Raw genomic sequence first — 19619 nt, 5'->3', positions numbered from 1 at the left:
TGAATTTTAAATTATATGGTAACGGAAAATAAAGGTAAAATATCTCAGGTAATAGGTCCGGTTATAGACGTTGTTTTTGATGATGTAGAACAACTTCCCAATATATATGATGCTTTAGAAGTTATTAAAGATAACGATGAACCCAATTTAGTACTGGAAGTTGAGCAACATATAGGTCAAGATACAGTTAGATGTATCGCTATGGATGCTACCGATGGCTTATATCGAGGTCAGGAAGTTATAGCAACTAATAAACCTATAACGGTTCCTATCGGTGAAGAAATTAACGGACGTTTATTCAACGTTATCGGAAAAGCTATTGATGGTATCGGTGATGTACCCAAAACCCATGAATTACCTATACACAGGCCTTCTCCGAATTTTGAAGATATTTCTACTTCTGCAGAAGTATTATATACCGGTATTAAAGTTATCGATCTAATTGAGCCTTATTCCAAAGGAGGTAAAATTGGACTTTTCGGAGGTGCGGGAGTTGGTAAAACCGTATTGATTCAAGAATTGATTAACAATATTGCTAAAGGACACGGTGGGTTATCTGTATTTGCCGGTGTTGGAGAACGAACTCGTGAAGGTAATGACCTACTACGGGAAATGCTGGAATCTAAAATTATCTCGTATGGAGATGAATTTATGAAATCCATGGAAGAAGGCGGATGGGACCTTTCAAAAGTTGATTTTGAAGCTTTAAAATCATCGAAAGTTGCCTTTGTTTTTGGTCAAATGAATGAACCTCCCGGTGCTCGTGCCAGAGTGGCTCTATCCGGTTTAACCTTAGCTGAATATTATCGAGACGGTTTAGGAGCCGGAAAAGGTCGGGATGTATTGTTTTTCATAGATAATATTTTCCGTTTTACTCAAGCCGGATCGGAAGTTTCTGCTTTATTAGGACGTATGCCTTCTGCGGTAGGGTATCAACCTACCTTGGCTAGTGAAATGGGTGCACTTCAAGAAAGAATTACCTCAACTAAAAACGGCTCTATTACATCTGTTCAGGCAGTTTATGTTCCGGCAGACGATTTAACAGACCCTGCCCCTGCAACTACATTTGCCTATTTAGATGCTACTACCGTATTAGACAGGAAAATTGCTTCATTGGGTATCTATCCGGCCGTAGATCCACTACAATCTACTTCGCGAATTCTTTCTCCTGAAATTTTAGGAAATGATCACTATGAATGTGCTCAAAATGTTAAGGAAATCCTTCAAAGATATAAAGCTTTACAAGATATTATTGCCATCTTAGGTATGGAAGAATTAAGTGAAGAAGATAAATTAGTGGTTTATCGAGCTAGAAAAGTACAAAGATTCCTTTCACAACCTTTCCATGTTGCAGAACAGTTTACGGGAACTCCCGGTGCATTAGTGGATATTAAAGACACTATTAAAGGGTTTAATATGATTCTTAACGGAGAATTGGATCAATATCCGGAAGCTGCCTTTAACTTGAAGGGAACTATTGAAGAAGTTATTGAACATGGTGAAAGACTATTAGCTGAATTAAAAAAATAATTTGTTGAATAATTTTAAATCTTGATGAAAATACAAATACTTACTCCGGAAGAGGTTATTTTTGACGGTGAAGTTTCATCTATAACAGTTCCCGGTTCATTGGGTGAATTTCAAATGTTGGAAAACCATGCTTCTATTGTTTCTACTCTTGAACCCGGAATCATTAAGCTTGAAAATGTAAGTTCTTCTTCCAACGCTACTAAATTAAAGAATGATGGCAAATACCAAACATTCACTATTAAGAGCGGATTATTAGAATTTAATAACAATAAAGGTATAATACTTTGTGATTAAAATATTTATACAATAATATTATAATAACATAAAAAAGGATTGAGTAACAATCCTTTTTTTATTATATATAATTTACATTTAGGGTATCTAGTTAAGATATTTAAAATAGGTCAATTAATATAGCATGAAATTCCGTTTATAGTTATATTTTAAAATTCAGATAGGTGATAGGTTTACCTTCTTTCAAAAACATATTCTCATAAAATGTTTTTATTTCTCTTACGTAAGAAGGTAATTCGTATTCCGGCGCTCCATAAATATCATGGTGAGAAGATAACACGGTATATCCCAAACCATGTATTAATCCGTTGGCATAACCATGTAAAAATTCACTATCCGTTTTTAAATGGATACTCCCTCCTTCTTTCATAATTCTTTTATATTTTTCAAGAAAAATAGAATTTATTAATCGGTGCTTTGTCCTTTTATATTTAATTTGTGGATCCGGAAATGTTATCCAAATTTCATCTACTTCACCGGGAGAAAATACATGTTCAATTAATTCAATTTGAGTGCGCAAAAAACCAACATTTTTTATTTGTTGTTCTATGGCTGTTTTTGCTCCTCTCCAAAAACGTGCTCCTTTAATATCTATTCCTAAAAAGTTTTTATCAGGAAAATGTTGCGCTAAACCAACGGAATATTCGCCCTTTCCACAACCCAATTCAATGATTATGGGATTATCATTTTTAAAAAATTCTTCTTTCCATTTACCTTTATAATGAAAATTAGAAAGTATTTCATCTCTCGTAGGCTGTATTACATTATTAAAAGTCTTGTTTTCAGCAAATTTACGAAGTTTATCCTTGCCCATAATTTAGTATTGAATGTACAAAAATAACTATATTCGTACACATTTCAAATTTCTTTATTGTTAGCTAGTTTCATAATGTGACAATAAATGAATACCCCTAATTATAATTAAGATCTGCTAACTAAAAACGTTTCCTTTTAAATCTTCTTAAATTTCTTTAAAATTCATTAAAATATTAAAATTAAAGTTTTAATTATTATCGTATTTATAATTCATTCATAAAAAATTTCATATACTTAAAATTAATTTAATATTTTTATGGATTAAACACTATTATCAATGAATCTTTCTCAACCAAAACTTACTCCTAAAATACTTTGGCTGATGGCTATTAGTTCAGGACTAGTAGTAGCAAATAACTATTATAACCAACCACTATTGGGTTTAATGGCCAAAGATTTTAATGTCAGTGAATCAAAAATAAGCGGTATAACCATGTTTACGCAGATCGGCTACGCTTGTGGACTATTTTTTCTGATTCCTTTAGGTGACATGTTTCGTAGAAAAAAAATTATTCTTATTGATTTTATATTCATTATTAGTAGTTTATTAGCTATGGCTGTCAGTCCTTCCATAGAATTATTATTTCCTATAAGTTTTATAATAGGTTTTACCTCAGTTATTCCTCAATTGTTTATACCCATGGCTGCAACTTTGGCAGCTCCGGAAGATAAACCTAAAGCCGTTGGATTTGTGATGAGCGGATTACTCATCGGTATATTGGGATCGAGAGTTTTAAGTGGATATATCGGCGATATTTTAGGATGGAGAGAAATGTTTTATATCGCAGCTATATTAATGGGTGTTGTGTATCTTTTGATATATTTTAATTTACCGGAAATCTACCCGAATTTTAAAGGAAATTATAAAAAGTTAATGCTTTCACTCGTTGAGCTTTTTAAAACAGATTCATCAATACGCTCTGCCGCTTTACGAGGAGGACTTAGTTTTGCTTCTTTAAGTGCTTTTTGGACTCCTTTGGTTTTCCATCTTGAAGAAAATTTTCATTTAAGCGACGGAACAGCAAGTAATATAGCCGGAAAATTTGGCTTAATAGGTGCATTTGGAGCTCTGGCTGCTGCCCTCATGGGAAAAGTTATATCTAAATTCAATAAAAATATAATACTTGTTTTTACTGCATTATTGATTTTACTTTCATGGATTATATTCTACTATGGAGGTTATTCTTATTTGGGTTTAACTATTGGGATCATATTAATTGATATTGGGGTGCAATCTACCCAAATTACTAATCAATCTATTATTTTTTCAAATCACCCGGAAGCAGGTAATCGTGTAAATACTATTTATATGACCAGTTATTTTATCGGTGGATCACTGGGAACCTTTATTTCCGCCTATGCTTTTGAAATTTATAATTGGACAGGTGTCATTAGTGTAGGTAGCTTTTTCGCTATAATAATGATAATATTCCATTTACTTTCAATAAAACGATAATGTATTGTTAGTTTATTTCTTTTGTAATTATTGATAGTATAAAATAAACAAGTATTATTTAATTCATTAAACCGGTGACAACTGACTTTATTTCATAAAAAAAACTCCTATTTTCTAGGAGTTTTAATTTTTTTTTAACAGCAGCTAAATTATTTGGATTGTGGAATATAAATTTGAAATCCTAAACCAAAACCTAAACCACTTTGTTTGTTTCCGTTGTTAATATTTTGAATTGCAGCTGCATAGTTATATCCGATTGTACCTTCTAATGCTACAGAACGGGTAATAAAATGAGCGTAACCCACATTTACACCAAAGGCAAATCCACTGTCTGAGCTTCCGTTAACTGCTGCTCCTTTGAATCCAACATCACCTTCAGCAAAAAATCTTCCGGTTTCTTTAGCACCTTCAGGGAAGTAATACCTTACAAAAGGCATAACCCCATAGTTCCAAATAGGTTTTTCATCATCTTGAAATACTGCCCCGAAATCTATAGCTGCACCAACGGCTATTCCATGAGAAAGAAAATACCCAACTCTAGGAGTTAAATTAAATGAAAATCCTTTGTTTTCGAAATCATAGCCGAGATTTGTAATACCTGCTCCGGTCAACCAGCTTCCTTTTTGAATTGGTGTAGAACCTACGTTAGCCGAAGTTTGTGGTGTAGTTACAATCTGTGCATTTGATATTGCTATACTACCTAAAAAAATAGTAAACAATAAAAGTACTTTTTTCATAATTATTATATTATTTTTATACACCATAGTAAACGACAAAACCTATGCCAAAATTTTAACAAAATATTATATTTTTTTTAATTAGAATAATTTGGTGCTTCTTGAGTAATTATAACATCGTGAGGATGACTTTCTTTTAGTCCTGCTGAAGAAATTTTAACCATTTTACTTTCTTTTTGCAATTTTACTATATCTTCTGTACCGCAATAGCCCATACCTGCACGAATTCCTCCACATAATTGATAAACCACATCGGATAATTTTCCTTTATAAGGAACTCTCCCTTCAATTCCTTCCGGTACTAATTTTTTTGTTCCCGACTGGAAGTAACGATCTTTGCTTCCTCTTTTCATGGCAGAAATTGAACCCATACCTTGATAACTTTTGAACTTTCTTCCTTGAAAAATAATTTCATCTCCGGGCGCTTCATCGGTTCCGGCAAATAAAGATCCCAGCATGACACAGGATGCACCGCTGGAAATAGCTTTAACTATATCTCCCGAAAGTTTAATTCCTCCATCTGCAATCACCGGTATATGATGCTGATTTGCATATTCATAGACATTATATATGGCAGATAATTGTGGCACTCCCACTCCCGCTACTACTCTAGTGGTACATATAGATCCGGGACCTACACCCACTTTTAATGAATTGGCTCCGGCTTCTATTAAATCTTTTGCCGCTTGTGCGGTAACTATATTTCCACCAACAATATCTAAATCAGGAAAAGAAGCTCTGATTTCTCTGATTTTATTTAATACATTGATTGAATGTCCATGAGCGGAATCTACCGCAATTATGTCCACTCCGGCTTTAACTAATGCTTCGACTCTTTCTAAGGTATCATCTCCTACTCCTACCCCTGCTCCCACTCTAAGTCTTCCTTCAGAATCTTTACATGAATTGGGATATTCCAACAAATTATCAATATCTTTTATGGTAATCAACCCTATTAATTTGTTGTGATCATCTATAATAGGGAGCTTTTCAATCCTATTATTTAATAATATTTGCTTGGCTTGTTCCAAAGAAGTATTTTTTGAAGAAGTAATAATATGTTCTTTGGACATGACATCTTCTACTTTTTGATTTAAATCCGATTGATATTTAATATCTCTATTGGTAATTATACCGACTAAGGTATCATCTTCCTCTATTACCGGCAAACCGGATATTTTATATTCTCTCATTAACATGAGCGCATCCTGTAAGGTATGGTTTCGACTTAAGGTAATGGGATTGGAGATCATGCCGTTTTCTGACCTCTTTACTTTGTTAACTTCAACAGCCTGTTGATCTATCGGCATATTTTTGTGAATAAATCCAAGACCTCCTTCTCTGGCCAAAGCAATGGCTAAACCTGATTCAGTTACAGTGTCCATAGCTGCTGAAACTATTGGAATGTTTAATTGAATTCTTTTAGTTAACTGGGTTTTTAAATTTACTTGAGAAGGTAGAATCTCTGAATAAGAAGGAATAAGCAAAACATCATCAAATGTGATAGCTTCTTCTACAATTTTAGAACTAAGCGACATATTGTTTTTTGCCAAGCAAATATATAATTTTTTTTCTAAAAAAATAATTTAATTTTTTTAAAAAAGTATATAATCAAAATAATACATGATAAAATAATACGTAATTTTTTATAAAAAGACTAATTATTTATAAAAATAAATTAAATTGATATAGATATTTTGGATTTATTTTTCTTAAAATTATAAATATTTTTTTCTACAATTAAAATAATTTAAATTAATTCTTACTACAATTTTTTATATAGTGAATTTCTTACGCTTGATTTTTATCCACATTTCTTTTTTGATATTCTGCTTTCAGTTTATAATTAAATCGCGCTTTAAATTTTTGGATTTTAGGTGCAATGGTATAGCTGCAATAAGGTTGATTTGGATTCTGTTCGTAATATCTTTGGTGATAATCTTCAGCCGGATAAAATTCTTTAAAAGGTACTATTTCTGTCACATATTTACCTTTCCATAAGTCAGAAGATTCTGATTTTTTTAAAGATTCTTGAGCAAGAATTTTTTGTTCTTCGTTTCTATAAAAGATAACAGATCTATATTGAGTGCCAATATCATTTCCTTGTCTGTTTAATTGAGTCGGATCATGTAAAAACCAAAAAACATCTAATATTTCTGAAAAAGAAATTTCTTCAGGATCGTATTCAATTTCAATTACTTCCGCATGTCCCGTAGTGCCCGTACAAACATCTTTATAATTAGCATTTTCTTTTTTTCCTCCGGAATATCCTGCCGTTACCTTAGTAATACCGTTTAACATTTCAAAACAAGGACTTAAACACCAAAAACATCCTCCTCCTAATGTAATTTTCTCTAATTTTTTTCTCATTATATCCGTTTTCTTTTCTTGTGATTGATTGGTCTGACAACTAAACAAAAGTAAATTAATAGCATTAAAAAAAATAAATAATTGCTTTTTTATATTATTTGTTAGAACTAGTTGCATATTTATAAAACAGTTATAAAAATTTAAGTATTTAATATTATTCTTTATTAAACAAAAACTGTACTAAAATTTATTTTTTTTTAAATATTTTAGACAAACAAAAGGATTTATTTATATTTTTTTTTGAATAAATAAATTATTTCATAAAAAAAATATTTATTTTGTTTAGGAAATCATTCTAAATTATATTATAAGAAAGTATGATTACGGTAATTAATTTGCTAACTTTGCATATTACCTATTCTATAACATGAGTACAGATACTGCAAATAAAAATTTTGAAATTGTTAAAGATGTTTTTATAAAATATTTAGAAGATCGAGGTCATAGAAAAACTCCTGAAAGATTTGCTATCGTTGAGGAGATCTATTCAACGGATGAACATTTCAATATCGATTGGCTGTATATGAGAATGAAAGAAAAAAATTATAGAGTGAGTAGAGCCACTATTTATAATACCATTGAAATTCTTTTAGATGCCAAGTTAGTCCGAAAACATCAATTTGGAGAAGGACTTCAAGCTTTATATGAAAAATCATATTTTGCTAAGCAACATGATCATATCTTAATGATGGATTCGGGAGAAGTTATTGAATTTTGTGATCCTAGACTTCAAACAATTAAAGATTCTTTAGAAAAAATATTTAATATTGAAATCGAAAGTCATTCTTTATATTTTTATGCAAAAAAGAAAAGCAAGTAAATGAATTTAAAAATTATATTTTTTATTTTCTTTATATTCACAGGTGTATTTTTATTTTCTCAAGTTACCCCTCCGGCTCCTTCCAAAAAGGATAATCCTAAACCCATAAATCTTATCAATGCCGACATGGAAGAGGTGAATGAACATGTATTTAACGGAAATATTGTTTATTCAGGACATGTCATAGCAGAACACGAAACTTCTCATTTAGAAGCAGATTCAATCATTTATTTTAGCGATAAAAATTTTATTGAAGCAAGAGGAAATGTTTTTTTTAGGGATAAACAATCTACCTTGAATTGTAAAAAATTGACTTATAATGGAATAACCAGAAATGCCATCGCCTATCATAACGTAAAATTAGTTACCCCCGATCAAACGGTTGAAACCGAGGAAATGATCTATGATGCCAATCGGGATGTTGCCTATTTTGACAATTGGGGAACAGTTTATAAAGGCGAAAATATAACTCATACAAAAGTTGGAAAATATTTTGTTAAAGACAACCGAATTGAACTAGGGGATAATTCTACGTTAGAATCTCCGGAATATATATTAGAAGGGTCTGATATTAAATATGATGCTAAAAATGAAATTGCAACATTTACTAAATTTACCCGCATAACCAATAAAAAAGATCCCACCGTTTACGTAACGGGAAGTACGGGTTCTTACAATACCAAAACCAAACAATCCGATTTAAAAAATGACGGAAAGGTTTATTACCAAGGGAAAATATTATCCGGTAATGATTTATTTTTTGATGAAATAAAAGGTTTTGGTAGAGGAATTAAAAACGTTAAATTGGAAGAACCTAAAGAAAAAAGATTTTTAATCGGTGAATATGCTGAAGTATATCAATTTAAGGATTCTGCAATGATTACAGGAAGGCCTTATATGGTAAAAGCATTTACTAAAGATTCTTTATACATTCATTCCGATACCTTGATTGCCATTCAAGGAAAAGATAAAAAATCCACCATTCGGGGGTATCATAACGGAAGGCTATTCAAATCGAATGTTTCCGGAAAAAGCGATTCTCTGGTGTATCAAGAAACCATTGGTAGAATTGATTTTTATAAAAAACCCATATTTTGGTCAACAGGAGGAAGACAATTAACCGCAGATACTCTTTCTGCGTATTTAAATAGTTCCAGTCAAGCCATAGATTCCATTTATGGCAGATCCCATGCTTTTGTAATTAGTAAAGTAGATTCTTTAAGTCCTAAATTGGAATTCAATCAAGCAAAAGGAAGAATGCTTCATGCCTATTTTCAAAACGAAGAACTTCATTTAGTAGATTTAAAAGGTAATGCCGAATCCATCACTTATGTAGAAGAAGAATCTAAAACGAAAGGTAAACAACGGACGGGAATCAGCATATCTGTATGTGGAATTTTACAAGGTGAGTTTGTTGAACGCAAAATGGATATTGTTTCTTGTCAGCTAAGTGCAGAATCAAAATTATACCCTGAAAGTAGGCTTCCCGAGCAAAACAGATATTTACCTGAATTTGAATGGAGAGATGACGAAAGATTAAAAAAATGGCAAGATATATTCCCGGATGTCTTTCCCTATAATAAAAACGAGCCTAGAAAAACCATTGAGCAACTATTGGAAGAAGAGAAAAAACAAAATGCAAAAGTCAGCAATCGATAATTATCAGATACCTATATAAATATCTATATTTGCATCTTACATTAATATAAATTAGTATGGAAAGAGAAATAATTCGATGCGAATGGGTAGGATCTGATGACATATACAAAAAATATCATGATGAGGAATGGGGCAAACCGGTATATGATGACCGATTACTATTTGAATTTCTTTTACTTGAAGGATTTCAAGCCGGTCTTAGTTGGATTACGGTATTAAAAAAAAGAGAGAGTATTCGTGAAGCTTTTGACCATTTTGATTATAAAAAAATTTCACAATATACTCAGCAAAAAATGGATCGTTTACTTCTCAATGAAGGTGTTATTAGAAATAAATTGAAAATTAAAGCTGCCACAACCAATGCACAAAAATTTATGGATGTGCAAAACGAATTCGGAAGTTTTAGCAATTATTTATGGAACTTTGTCAACCACACACCTATTTGCAACCACTGGGAGACCATTAAACAAGTTCCCGCTTCAACTCAACTTTCCGATAGTATTTCAAAAGATTTAAAAAAGCGTGGATTTAAATTTGTGGGTACAACTATTATTTATGCATTTTTACAGGCAGTTGGAGTGGTTAATGATCATACTCTTACTTGCTCATTTCATCCTGTTAATCATTAGTTGATTGTAAACATGTTTTTTTCAATTTACTTTTATATTTAATAACTAATAATAAAAAATCTCTCTTAGGACCCATTGTACTATTCAGTAAAAAACACAGAATTAAAAAAAATTGTATAATTATTGAAAGATACCTGTTATGTTAAATCACATTATGCAGTAATTACACATACCTTATAAAATTTAATAGTATTACACATTATTAAAAAACAATACATTTGATAAATAAATCGAGTTTAAAGCAGATTAATTTTATATGTTAGAAAAAAAAGAAGCATTATATGAAAAAGCTATTCTAATCGGATTGATTACTCAAAACCAAGATGAAGAAAAGTTAAATGAATACATGGATGAATTGGAGTTTTTGGCAAATACAGCCGGAGCTGTAGTTTACAAAAGATTTACGCAAAAGCTGGATCAGCCACACTCTAGAACGTTTGTAGGAAAAGGAAAGTTGGAAGAAATTAATAGTTATGCTAAAGAACATGAAATCGATACAATTATTTTCGATGATGAACTGACTCCTTCTCAACTTAAAAATATAGAAAAAGAATTAGACAGGAAAATTATTGACCGTACGAATCTTATATTAGATATTTTTGCTCAACGAGCAGAAACATCTTATGCCAGAACACAAGTGGAACTTGCTCAATATGAATACCTTCTTCCTCGCTTAACTCGTATGTGGACTCACCTGGAACGTCAAAAAGGAGGTATTGGATTGAGAGGACCGGGAGAAACTGAAATTGAAACCGACCGACGTATTATCAGAGATAGAATATCCTTGCTTAAAGAAAAATTAAAATCGATTGATAAGCAAATGTCAACTCAACGAAACAATCGAGGAAAATTAGTTAGAGTAGCTTTGGTTGGATATACTAATGTAGGAAAATCTACCTTAATGAATGTGTTGAGTAAATCAGAAGTTTTTGCCGAAAATAAATTATTTGCAACACTAGACACAACTGTAAGAAAAGTTGTAATAGGTAATCTTCCTTTTTTACTAACCGATACAGTCGGCTTTATAAGAAAATTACCTACTCAGCTGGTAGAGTCGTTTAAATCAACGTTAGATGAAGTGAGAGAGGCTGATCTCTTGATCCATGTGGTTGATATTTCTCATCCCAGCTTTGAAGATCATATTAATTCCGTTAATACCATATTGGCTGAAATAGGTTCTGCAGATAAACCAACAATAATGGTATTTAATAAAATTGATAATTTTTCTTATGAAAGAAAAGATGAAGATGATCTAACACCGGTTACCAAAAGAAATTATTCGTTAGACGATTGGAAAAAAACATGGATGGCTAAATCCAAATATCCTAGTGTTTTTATTTCTGCTTTAACTAAAGAAAATTATGAAGAATTGAAGAAAATTATTTATAATCAAGTTAAAGATATCCATACACAACGATTTCCTTATAATGATTTCCTCTTTGAATATTACGATCAAGAAGGAAAAGAAATATAATTTAAAATACAAAAGGGCTTAATTAATAAGCCCTTTTCGTTTTATATTTTTTTAATAAAAAAATTATTTTGCTCGGTTACAATAAATTCTCCAATTAACTAATAAGGCGGAAGGAAAATTCCTTTTAATTCTTTTTAAATCAGATTTTGCCGATTCTCTCTTAAAATAATCTCCGGCCAAAAGTCTCCAATCAGGACGTAAATAACTTTTTTCAACCCGTAACTCAGGGAATAACTTTCTAAATTCTGTAGTCAACGTATTAATTTCCTTCTCTGTTTTAGCTTCTCCAACTTTAATCATAAAACCGGGTATATCGTTACGTCTGCCACAAATGTTTTCAGGAGAAACAGGCCTGTTCACCGGTTTTTTATCGGTGGAAGAAATAGGTTTAGATTCTCGCGTGGTGTCTCCAAATTTTTTGCATAATTCATCTTCACTAACCATTTTCAATATTTCTTCATCAGCATTAATAATCAGCTTTCCCCCGGTAGCTGAATCTACTTTAGTAATGATTTGCTGGGCTTTAAAAGAAATACATATAAAAAAAAGTAATAAAAAAATATAGCTTTTCATTTGGATATTATGATAAAATTAACTACACAAAAATAGCATTTTATAATTAAATCTAAAGAAATATGCTATTTAAAAGAGACTAAAAGTTAATTTAAGAAATAAATTTTTATCGAAAGTTGGAAGGTGATAGGCTCCCATTCTATAATAAATTCCCAATCCAAAATAGTAAATTAGCTTATTAAGCTCCATTCCAACTTCTTGATAATAGTTGTCGGGAACTGAAAAAGAAGTTAATTTATGAATTTCTTTATGATTCATATTTCCTAGTAATCCATTATAAACTAAAGAAAATTGCAACTTACTATTTCCTATAAAATTTATGTCTTTAAAAGAATGAGTTAAGAAAAAAGCCACATATTTATCCGCATAAAACTCTCCGGGTGCTAAGGTTTCCAGTGATCGATAGCCTTTCATTGAAAATCTATTTCCTATTGATTTCCCTACTTTCGCATTACCAAAACTTCCATAATTATTCCATAAAACCGTTTTTCCGAAAATATATCCGGAATTCATAATTAAAGAACTCTCCCCTATTGGATTAGTTACAGATATATGAGCAGCTAAGTCAAAACGATCATAGTTGAAATCAGCTCCTAAAGTTTTCCACCCTTTGGTATAATCAAAATAAAAATAAACGGGCTTATCTTCTACCGTCATTTTTCCTTCCGGAGTCATCAGATATTTAGCAAATGGTGCGTATTTAAGGTGTAAAGAAGTTGAAAATAACGTATATTTATGAGAAGGCAAATAAGATTTAAATGAATATTCATAATCCGATTTTTGAACTTCATAATTCGCTTCCACCGAAGCAGTAACTTTCTTTACTATATCTTGTTCATAAGCGAGCTTTCCTCCTCTGTAAGTATAAAAAATTGAATTTTGAATGTAATTTAATTCGTCCTTTATTTGTTCCTCACGATTAGGAAATCTATCAATAGTTTTCGAAAATGGATTTACATCAGAGTATCCTAAAAGCTTTATTTTTCCATTATTTTTTTTGTTTACATTAAGATCTATTCCCAACGCACCTTTACTGTTAGTGCTTTTCGTCCCGAAAGCAAGATATCCGAGTATGGACATATTTTCACTAAACTTGTAATTGGTTTTTCCTCCTAACTGAAACCTAAATCCTTCATAATCATTATAATTCATCAAATTCAATACATTTAAATCCACTTTACCTAAAGGTAATTTCCAATTTTTTACCGAATTTAAAAGACGAACATTTTTTTCAATGGGTAACGCATTGAAAAAGCTGGAATTTGCATAGGTATTCTTTTCTCGTTGCGTTAAAGGAGTTTTACGAAAGTTTTTAATTTTTGTTTCCGTATTTGTATTAAAATCTTTTTCCAATTCATATTCATACCCTCTAAAATCTTTTCTTGTAAAAGACTTATTGGATGTAAAATGAGACGTTGTCATCTGGATAACTATCCAGGGAGAAAACAAAAATTTTTGTTCCTTGTTGGAATTTGTCAATAATTTGGTAACATCAATGGTACTTATTCTTATTTTATTGGTTTTAGACTTTAAATACCATATCCCTTTGAACGATTTCCATTGATACTCAAAATAACGAGTATAATTTGAGTTATATTCTTCCCCTGAATATTTAACTACTGCAAAACTTTTAGCGTCAATATACAATGTTCCCCTGCTCCCATTTACTAACAAATTTTTCTTGGATCCGAATGAAATAATGTAATTTTTTTTAGTATCGATTACAATACTGTCAATTAATTTAAAATTATAAGAATTGAATTTATTCTTGAAAAGATTAGGAAATTCTTCTTGAAAAAAAGGTTCAGAAAACAACTCATAAAAAGGTTTTTTAAAACCCGAAACCTGATCGGCTAAAATTATATTTTTTTTCCCGTATCTTGTGTCATATCTGCATTTCATCACCCGCTCTCCTAAAAATATATATTCCTTTTTCTCGAACTTTGCAATCTCAGATGAATCACTATTCATACTATGCATAACATTACTAAAATCATCAATATAGAATTTAGTATATAAAAAATAATTATAAGAATTTAAATGGTTAGGATGGTTAATTTTTTCGTTCTTTTTAACCATTTTTAAAATTTTATAAACACGGGAATGAGGATGATCCGGTACATAATATTTCATCTCTAAATTCTGAGAGAACATAAATATTTGAAAAAACAAAAAAATATAAACCGGAAAATTCTTCATATAGTCAAATAAAAGTGTATTACAACTAAGTTTAAAATTAAAACTTAATCATACTTTATTTTAGGGGCAAATATAAAGTATTTAACATAAACAAATTTCTATAAAAATAGTACATTTGCTATTTGTGATTGAATAAATAATACAACTCAAAAATGGATTATTTTATTGTAGCTGAAAATGTTACCCGAACTTATGAAGACAAAATTGCCTTAGATAACTTCAACATAAAAATTCCTAAAGGCAGTATCTATGGAATTTTAGGTCCGAACGGTGCCGGAAAAACTACGTTTATAAGAATCATTAATCAAATTACTAAGCCGGACAGCGGTACGATTTATTTTAATGGAGAGCCTCTACAACCCAAACATATTTCACATATAGGTTATATGCCAGAAGAAAGGGGACTATATAAAAATATGAAAATTGGGGAACAGGCAATTTATTTAGCCCAGCTTAAGGGCATGAATAAAACGGAGGCCAAGTCGCGTTTAGAATATTGGTTTGATAAACTGAAAATTGAAAAATGGTGGAATAAAAAATTGAGCGAATTATCCAAAGGAATGGCTCAAAAAATTCAATTTGTAGTTACTGTATTGCATAATCCCGAATTATTAATTTTTGACGAGCCTTTCAGCGGATTTGATCCGGTAAATGCCAATCTTATAAGAGATGAAATTCTAGAGCTAAAAGAAAAAGGGACTACCATTTTATTTTCATCTCATCGAATGGAATCTGTTGAGGAACTCTGTGATTACGTTGCTCTTATCCATAATTCAAAAAAAATTTTAGATGGTTCGGTTAAAGATATTAGACATAAATTTAAACAAGGAAAATTTAATATCAGGATTACTGATATACAATCCCATGATATTGAACATCTATTATCTAATCATCCGATCGAAAATTTAATAAAAATGGATAATGAATATTCATTTTCAATTAAGCTAACCGACCGGGAGAGCTCAAAATCCCTTTTATCAGAACTTTCATCTAAAGGAACAATCCTTTCATTTTATGAAGAAATCCCCAGTATGAATGAAGTTTTTATTAATGCTGTAAATTCAAAAAATCTATGAGAAATATCTTTTTGGTAATGAGAAGAGAATTTCTTACTCAGGCAAGAAAAAAATCTTTTGTTCTTATTACTTTTTTTGCTCCGATATTAGTAATCCTAGCCGTAGCAATTATTGGTTTTATGATTAAAATTAATGAAAGCAATTCACGTATTGCCATCATTGATTCAACCCATGAATTTTATCCTGATTTCAAGAGTAATGAAAAAAATATCTTTAATTTTTATACAGAAAATGATTTACAAGCTTTAAAAGATTCGTTAGCACAAAGTAACTCATTAGATGCTATCTTGTATATACCCAAAACCAAAGATTCTCTATTAAATAATTTGCAAGACCATATCCAACTTTATACAAACAAAAATTTGAACAAAAATCTTCTCTATTCATTAGAAGAAACCATCAATAAAAAAATTGAAGAAAAAAGAAGAAAATTATTAGGAATAAATCAATCCGATATAGATAAAATTAATTCCAAAATATCCTTACAAATTACTAATGTTAAAGAAGGCAAATCAGAGGATAACCACTTAATTAAAGAAATTCTTTCTTTGTCATTAATGTATGTAAATCTTATGTTTTTTATTATTTACGGAACACGTGTGATGAGAAGCATTATGGAAGAAAAAAATAACAGGGTGGTTGAAATAATTATTTCATCCGTTAAACCTTTCGAATTAATGATGGGAAAAATATTGGGTACAACCTTAATTGCTTTAACTCAATTTTGTATATGGATTGGAATGACCCTGCTCCTTCTTAGTATGGGTAAACTGATATTAGGACATGAATTAACGCTTTCCATTCAACAAAATGATTTACGAAATATTCTTAATCAAGAAATGCAAATTCAAATTAGCGACACTATTAATGCCCTTTTCAATCTTAACTATCCGTTAATTATTTTCGTTTTTCTTTTCTTCTTTTTTACGGGATATTTATTTTACAGTTCTTTTTTTGCAGCCATTGGAGCAGCTGTGGATAATGATACAGAAACTCAACAATTTATCCCAATAATTGTAATCCCTTTACTTTTAGGAGCTTATGGATGCATAAGTATCATAAACAATCCGGAAGGACCTGTGGCTTTTTGGTTAAGCATTATTCCTTTTACCTCTCCTATGGCTATGGTTACCCGATCCTTTTATGGAATACCGGGTTGGCAATTGGCAATATCAATTATTACCATGGTCGGATCGGTATTAGTAATGGTTTTTATTGCAAGTAAAATTTATAGGATTGGAATACTTATGTATGGAAAAAAAGTAACTTTAAAAGAAATTTTCAAGTGGATTAGACAATCATAATATATTTCTCTGCTTTATTTCTTACTCCGAAAATTAGTAAATAAGATTTCAATTGATGCTTTTATGTAAAGGGCTTTAATTTAATTTTAAATCAATAGTCACCTCTACAGCACAATCAAAAATTTAAAAAGTAAAAATTTAGAACATGAATTAAAATAAATTTTATATTTATGCTCAAATACCATCTTATTAATTAAAAAAAATCCGTTCTGATGGAAAAAAACTCTTTTATTAAATCCCAAGGTTTGGGTAACGAATACATAGTAATCAATGAAGATGCTATTACTTTTCCTTTAACTGAAAAAGCCATTCAAAAAATCTGTAACGTAAACTTCGGAATAGGTTCTGATGGAATATTAGTAAAAACAAAGTCAGAAACGGCTGACATAGGTCTGAAAATTTTTAATCCGGATGGTTCCGAAGCAGAAAAAAGCGGAAATGGATTAAGAATTTTTTGCAAGTATGTATACGATTATAAAATTATTCCTCAAAAGGAATTTACAGTAGAAACCAAAGGAGGAAAAGTTCGTGCAACCATACAAGAAACTTTAAATGAGAGGGCTGCTTTAATAACAGTAGATATGGGTCATGCCATTTTTGATTCAAAACAAATACCCACTTCCTTTAATTCGGAAGAAGTACAAGATGAACGTATTACTATCGATGATCAAGAGTTTCTAATCAATTGTGTTTCTGTAGGAAATCCACATTGTGTGATTCTCAAAGAAAATTTAGATAGTGAGGAAATAAAAAAATACGGCCCTAAAATTGAAACGTTTTCAAAATTTCCTAACCGTATAAATGTTCAATTTGCAAAAGTACTGAATAGAGATGAAGTTCAAATATTAATTTGGGAAAGAGGAGCCGGTTTCACCTTAGCCTCAGGAAGTTCGTCTTGTGCGGTAGCCGGTGTATTAAGAAAAAAAGGGTTAATAAATAATAAAGTAACCATTAAAATGCCCGGAGGGGAACTTAAAATAGAAATTGATGATCATTGGCAAATAAGAATGACCGGAGAAGTTCGCCAAATTTGTGAAGGTGTTTTGCATGAAGAGCTAATAAACAGTTTTTTATAATTATTCTCAATAAAAAAATATTTTCTGAATTTGATAAATGATAACTTAAAATTGTTAAAATATTTTTAAAATCTAATATTTGATGGAAAAAATTATTAATTTTTTTAAAAAAGCATTTATTAACTAGTAAATTTATAGATATTTGTAATCAGATTTTTTTCCACTATTTAAAATGAAAATAAAGTATCACGATTTAATTCAACAAACTTTTGATTTTCCACAGCCCGAATTTAAGGTTGATAACGGAAATTTATTATTTCATGACATCCCTTTAATGGACTTAATTGAAAAATTCGGAACTCCTTTTAAGTTCAATTATTTACCTAAAATATCGCAAAACATACAACAAACCAAAAAATGGTTTAAAAAGGCTTTTAAGGAAAATAATTACAATAATGAATATAGATATTGTTATTGTACGAAATCAAGTCATTTTTCATTCGTGGTTGAAGAAGCTTTAAAAAATAAAATTAGTTTGGAAACTTCTTTTTCAAACGATATGGAAATTATACGAAGATTATACGATAAAGGAATTGTCGATAAAAATATAGAAGTTGTTTGCAACGGATTCAAAACCGATGAATATTTAAAAATTATTTCGGAAATGATTAACGGCGGATTTTCTAACATATTACCTGTATTGGATAATTTCAGAGAAATCGATCGACTTTCCGACAGCATTGATACTAATTTTAATATAGGTATTCGAATTGCTTCTGAGGAAGAACCTAAATTTGAGTTTTATACTTCTCGTTTGGGAATCGGATATAAAGATATTGTTCCCTTTTATGCTCAAAAAATCCAAAATCATCCTTTTGCTCGTTTAAAGATGTTGCATTTCTTTATCAACACGGGGATTAAAGATACTTCCTATTATTGGAACGAACTTTATAAATGTTTGCGTGTTTATGCTCGATTGAAAAAAATCGCACCCGAAGTGGATTCGCTCAATATAGGAGGAGGTTTTCCTATAAAAAATTCTTTGAATTTTGATTACGACTATTATTATATGGTCAATGAGATTACTTACCAAATAAAAAAATTCTGTGAAGAAGAAGGAGTAGAAGAACCTACTTTATATACCGAATTTGGTTCATTCACTGTTGGAGAAAGTGGAGGAATTGTTTACAAAATCTTAAGTCAAAAAAGACAAAATGATCGAGAAAAATGGGATATGATTGACAGTTCTTTTATGACTACATTACCTGATTCTTGGGCTATTTCTCGTCGTTTTACCATGCTTCCTATCAATCGTTGGGAAGATTCCTATGAACGTGTTTTCTTAGGAGGTCTTACTTGTGATAGCGATGATTATTATAATTCAGAACAACATGTTAATGCCATTTATCTTCCTATTTTCAGTGAAGAAAAACCTCTATATATAGGTTTTTTCAATACAGGAGCTTATCAAGATGCCATTAGCGGGTTCGGAGGGGTGCACCATTGTCTGGTTCCGCAGCCAAAACATATTTTGATCAATAAAAATAAAGACGGCGAATTTACTTATGAGGTATTTCGAGAGGAACAAAATTATAAGCAAATTTTAGATCTTTTAGGTTATTAGTAGCCCCATACAATAAATTGACAGATTCATAGTTTATAATTA

The 19619-nt window shown here is 30.6% G+C and carries 17 protein-coding genes; 11 read left to right on the top strand and 6 right to left on the bottom strand.

What is annotated here, in order from left to right:
• Window positions 1-15: 15 nt before the first annotated feature.
• Together atpD and GYM73_RS03035 are read left to right on the top strand one after the other, a co-directional pair.
• Window positions 16-1530 (top strand): F0F1 ATP synthase subunit beta, encoded by a 1515-nt coding sequence (atpD, locus tag GYM73_RS03040; RefSeq protein WP_105297063.1) that lies wholly within the window; start codon window positions 16-18, stop codon window positions 1528-1530.
• A 24-nt stretch (window positions 1531-1554) separates the two neighbouring features.
• Complete coding sequence (locus tag GYM73_RS03035; protein WP_160542374.1) at window positions 1555-1824, top strand: F0F1 ATP synthase subunit epsilon; 270 nt, start codon at window positions 1555-1557, stop codon at window positions 1822-1824.
• A gap of 142 nt (window positions 1825-1966) precedes the next feature.
• On the opposite strand, the gene trmB is transcribed toward GYM73_RS03035, so the two are convergent.
• On the bottom strand, window positions 1967-2638 hold the full coding sequence (gene trmB / locus GYM73_RS03030; RefSeq protein ID WP_160565584.1) for a tRNA (guanosine(46)-N7)-methyltransferase TrmB: 672 nt from the start codon (window positions 2636-2638) through the stop codon (window positions 1967-1969).
• A gap of 279 nt (window positions 2639-2917) precedes the next feature.
• Here trmB and GYM73_RS03025 point away from each other — a divergent pair, with 279 nt between their 5' ends.
• Complete coding sequence (locus tag GYM73_RS03025) at window positions 2918-4096, top strand: MFS transporter (RefSeq protein ID WP_220234100.1); 1179 nt, start codon at window positions 2918-2920, stop codon at window positions 4094-4096.
• Between the two features lie 149 nt (window positions 4097-4245).
• On the opposite strand, the gene GYM73_RS03020 is transcribed toward GYM73_RS03025, so the two are convergent.
• From GYM73_RS03020 to msrA, 3 genes are all read right to left on the bottom strand, one after another.
• The gene (locus GYM73_RS03020; RefSeq protein WP_105297090.1) at window positions 4246-4833 is read right to left on the bottom strand and encodes a hypothetical protein; all 588 of its coding nucleotides are present in this window, start codon (window positions 4831-4833) and stop codon (window positions 4246-4248) included.
• Window positions 4834-4910: 77 nt separating this feature from the next.
• Window positions 4911-6371 carry an IMP dehydrogenase gene (guaB, locus tag GYM73_RS03015; protein WP_160542377.1) on the bottom strand — a complete coding sequence of 487 codons (1461 nt, stop codon included), beginning with the start codon at window positions 6369-6371 and terminating at the stop codon, window positions 4911-4913.
• 253 nt (window positions 6372-6624) lie between these two features.
• Window positions 6625-7320, bottom strand: coding sequence for a peptide-methionine (S)-S-oxide reductase MsrA (gene msrA, locus GYM73_RS03010; protein ID WP_160542378.1), 696 nt, complete (start codon window positions 7318-7320; stop codon window positions 6625-6627).
• A 250-nt stretch (window positions 7321-7570) separates the two neighbouring features.
• Here msrA and GYM73_RS03005 point away from each other — a divergent pair, with 250 nt between their 5' ends.
• The 4 genes from GYM73_RS03005 to hflX all read left to right on the top strand — a co-directional run bounded on the left by GYM73_RS03005 (window position 7571) and on the right by hflX (window position 11785).
• Window positions 7571-8023, top strand: coding sequence for a Fur family transcriptional regulator (locus GYM73_RS03005; RefSeq protein ID WP_105297069.1), 453 nt, complete (start codon window positions 7571-7573; stop codon window positions 8021-8023).
• Window positions 8024-9682 carry an OstA-like protein gene (locus tag GYM73_RS03000; protein ID WP_166003198.1) on the top strand — a complete coding sequence of 553 codons (1659 nt, stop codon included), beginning with the start codon at window positions 8024-8026 and terminating at the stop codon, window positions 9680-9682.
• Between the two features lie 56 nt (window positions 9683-9738).
• Window positions 9739-10311: a DNA-3-methyladenine glycosylase I gene (locus GYM73_RS02995; protein ID WP_220234099.1), complete on the top strand. Its 573-nt coding sequence runs from the start codon at window positions 9739-9741 to the stop codon at window positions 10309-10311.
• A 256-nt stretch (window positions 10312-10567) separates the two neighbouring features.
• Complete coding sequence (hflX, locus tag GYM73_RS02990; protein ID WP_160568025.1) at window positions 10568-11785, top strand: GTPase HflX; 1218 nt, start codon at window positions 10568-10570, stop codon at window positions 11783-11785.
• A 63-nt stretch (window positions 11786-11848) separates the two neighbouring features.
• On the opposite strand, the gene GYM73_RS02985 is transcribed toward hflX, so the two are convergent.
• Together GYM73_RS02985 and GYM73_RS02980 are read right to left on the bottom strand one after the other, a co-directional pair.
• Window positions 11849-12358 carry an SPOR domain-containing protein gene (locus GYM73_RS02985; protein WP_160542383.1) on the bottom strand — a complete coding sequence of 170 codons (510 nt, stop codon included), beginning with the start codon at window positions 12356-12358 and terminating at the stop codon, window positions 11849-11851.
• 69 nt (window positions 12359-12427) lie between these two features.
• Window positions 12428-14512: a DUF5686 family protein gene (locus GYM73_RS02980; protein ID WP_220234098.1), complete on the bottom strand. Its 2085-nt coding sequence runs from the start codon at window positions 14510-14512 to the stop codon at window positions 12428-12430.
• A 197-nt stretch (window positions 14513-14709) separates the two neighbouring features.
• Here GYM73_RS02980 and GYM73_RS02975 point away from each other — a divergent pair, with 197 nt between their 5' ends.
• From GYM73_RS02975 to GYM73_RS02960, 4 genes are all read left to right on the top strand, one after another.
• Window positions 14710-15633 carry an ABC transporter ATP-binding protein gene (locus GYM73_RS02975; protein WP_160542385.1) on the top strand — a complete coding sequence of 308 codons (924 nt, stop codon included), beginning with the start codon at window positions 14710-14712 and terminating at the stop codon, window positions 15631-15633.
• Window positions 15630-16937: an ABC transporter permease gene (locus GYM73_RS02970; RefSeq protein WP_220234097.1), complete on the top strand. Its 1308-nt coding sequence runs from the start codon at window positions 15630-15632 to the stop codon at window positions 16935-16937. Before GYM73_RS02975 ends, GYM73_RS02970 begins: the two co-directional genes overlap by 4 nt.
• Before the next feature lie 212 nt (window positions 16938-17149).
• A complete protein-coding gene (gene dapF, locus GYM73_RS02965) occupies window positions 17150-18013 on the top strand; it encodes a diaminopimelate epimerase (RefSeq protein WP_220234096.1) in 864 nt (287 codons plus the stop codon).
• 172 nt (window positions 18014-18185) lie between these two features.
• The gene (locus tag GYM73_RS02960) at window positions 18186-19577 is read left to right on the top strand and encodes an arginine decarboxylase (protein ID WP_160542388.1); all 1392 of its coding nucleotides are present in this window, start codon (window positions 18186-18188) and stop codon (window positions 19575-19577) included.
• The last annotated feature ends 42 nt before the right edge of the window (window positions 19578-19619 follow it).

The sequence above is a fragment of the Apibacter sp. ESL0432 genome (assembly GCF_019469225.1).
Classification (GTDB): domain Bacteria; phylum Bacteroidota; class Bacteroidia; order Flavobacteriales; family Weeksellaceae; genus Apibacter.
The sequence above is the reverse complement of the archived record's forward strand: the minus strand, read 5'-3'. Positions and strand labels throughout refer to the sequence as shown.

Bases quoted from the DNA above. Each gene is read 5' to 3' on its own strand.
- GYM73_RS03025 (WP_220234100.1), top strand. From the start codon at position 2,918: ATGAATCTTTCTCAACCAAAACTTACTCCTAAAATACTTTGGCTGATG.
- atpD (WP_105297063.1), top strand. From the start codon at position 16: ATGGTAACGGAAAATAAAGGTAAAATATCTCAGGTAATAGGTCCGGTT.
- GYM73_RS03005 (WP_105297069.1), top strand. From the start codon at position 7,571: ATGAGTACAGATACTGCAAATAAAAATTTTGAAATTGTTAAAGATGTT.
- hflX (WP_160568025.1), top strand. From the start codon at position 10,568: ATGTTAGAAAAAAAAGAAGCATTATATGAAAAAGCTATTCTAATCGGA.
- GYM73_RS02985 (WP_160542383.1), bottom strand. From the start codon at position 12,358: ATGAAAAGCTATATTTTTTTATTACTTTTTTTTATATGTATTTCTTTT.
- GYM73_RS03000 (WP_166003198.1), top strand. From the start codon at position 8,024: ATGAATTTAAAAATTATATTTTTTATTTTCTTTATATTCACAGGTGTA.
- GYM73_RS02960 (WP_160542388.1), top strand. From the start codon at position 18,186: ATGAAAATAAAGTATCACGATTTAATTCAACAAACTTTTGATTTTCCA.
- msrA (WP_160542378.1), bottom strand. From the start codon at position 7,320: ATGCAACTAGTTCTAACAAATAATATAAAAAAGCAATTATTTATTTTT.
- dapF (WP_220234096.1), top strand. From the start codon at position 17,150: ATGGAAAAAAACTCTTTTATTAAATCCCAAGGTTTGGGTAACGAATAC.
- GYM73_RS02995 (WP_220234099.1), top strand. From the start codon at position 9,739: ATGGAAAGAGAAATAATTCGATGCGAATGGGTAGGATCTGATGACATA.
- GYM73_RS03020 (WP_105297090.1), bottom strand. From the start codon at position 4,833: ATGAAAAAAGTACTTTTATTGTTTACTATTTTTTTAGGTAGTATAGCA.
- GYM73_RS02975 (WP_160542385.1), top strand. From the start codon at position 14,710: ATGGATTATTTTATTGTAGCTGAAAATGTTACCCGAACTTATGAAGAC.
- GYM73_RS02970 (WP_220234097.1), top strand. From the start codon at position 15,630: ATGAGAAATATCTTTTTGGTAATGAGAAGAGAATTTCTTACTCAGGCA.
- GYM73_RS03035 (WP_160542374.1), top strand. From the start codon at position 1,555: ATGAAAATACAAATACTTACTCCGGAAGAGGTTATTTTTGACGGTGAA.
- guaB (WP_160542377.1), bottom strand. From the start codon at position 6,371: ATGTCGCTTAGTTCTAAAATTGTAGAAGAAGCTATCACATTTGATGAT.
- trmB (WP_160565584.1), bottom strand. From the start codon at position 2,638: ATGGGCAAGGATAAACTTCGTAAATTTGCTGAAAACAAGACTTTTAAT.
- GYM73_RS02980 (WP_220234098.1), bottom strand. From the start codon at position 14,512: ATGTTCTCTCAGAATTTAGAGATGAAATATTATGTACCGGATCATCCT.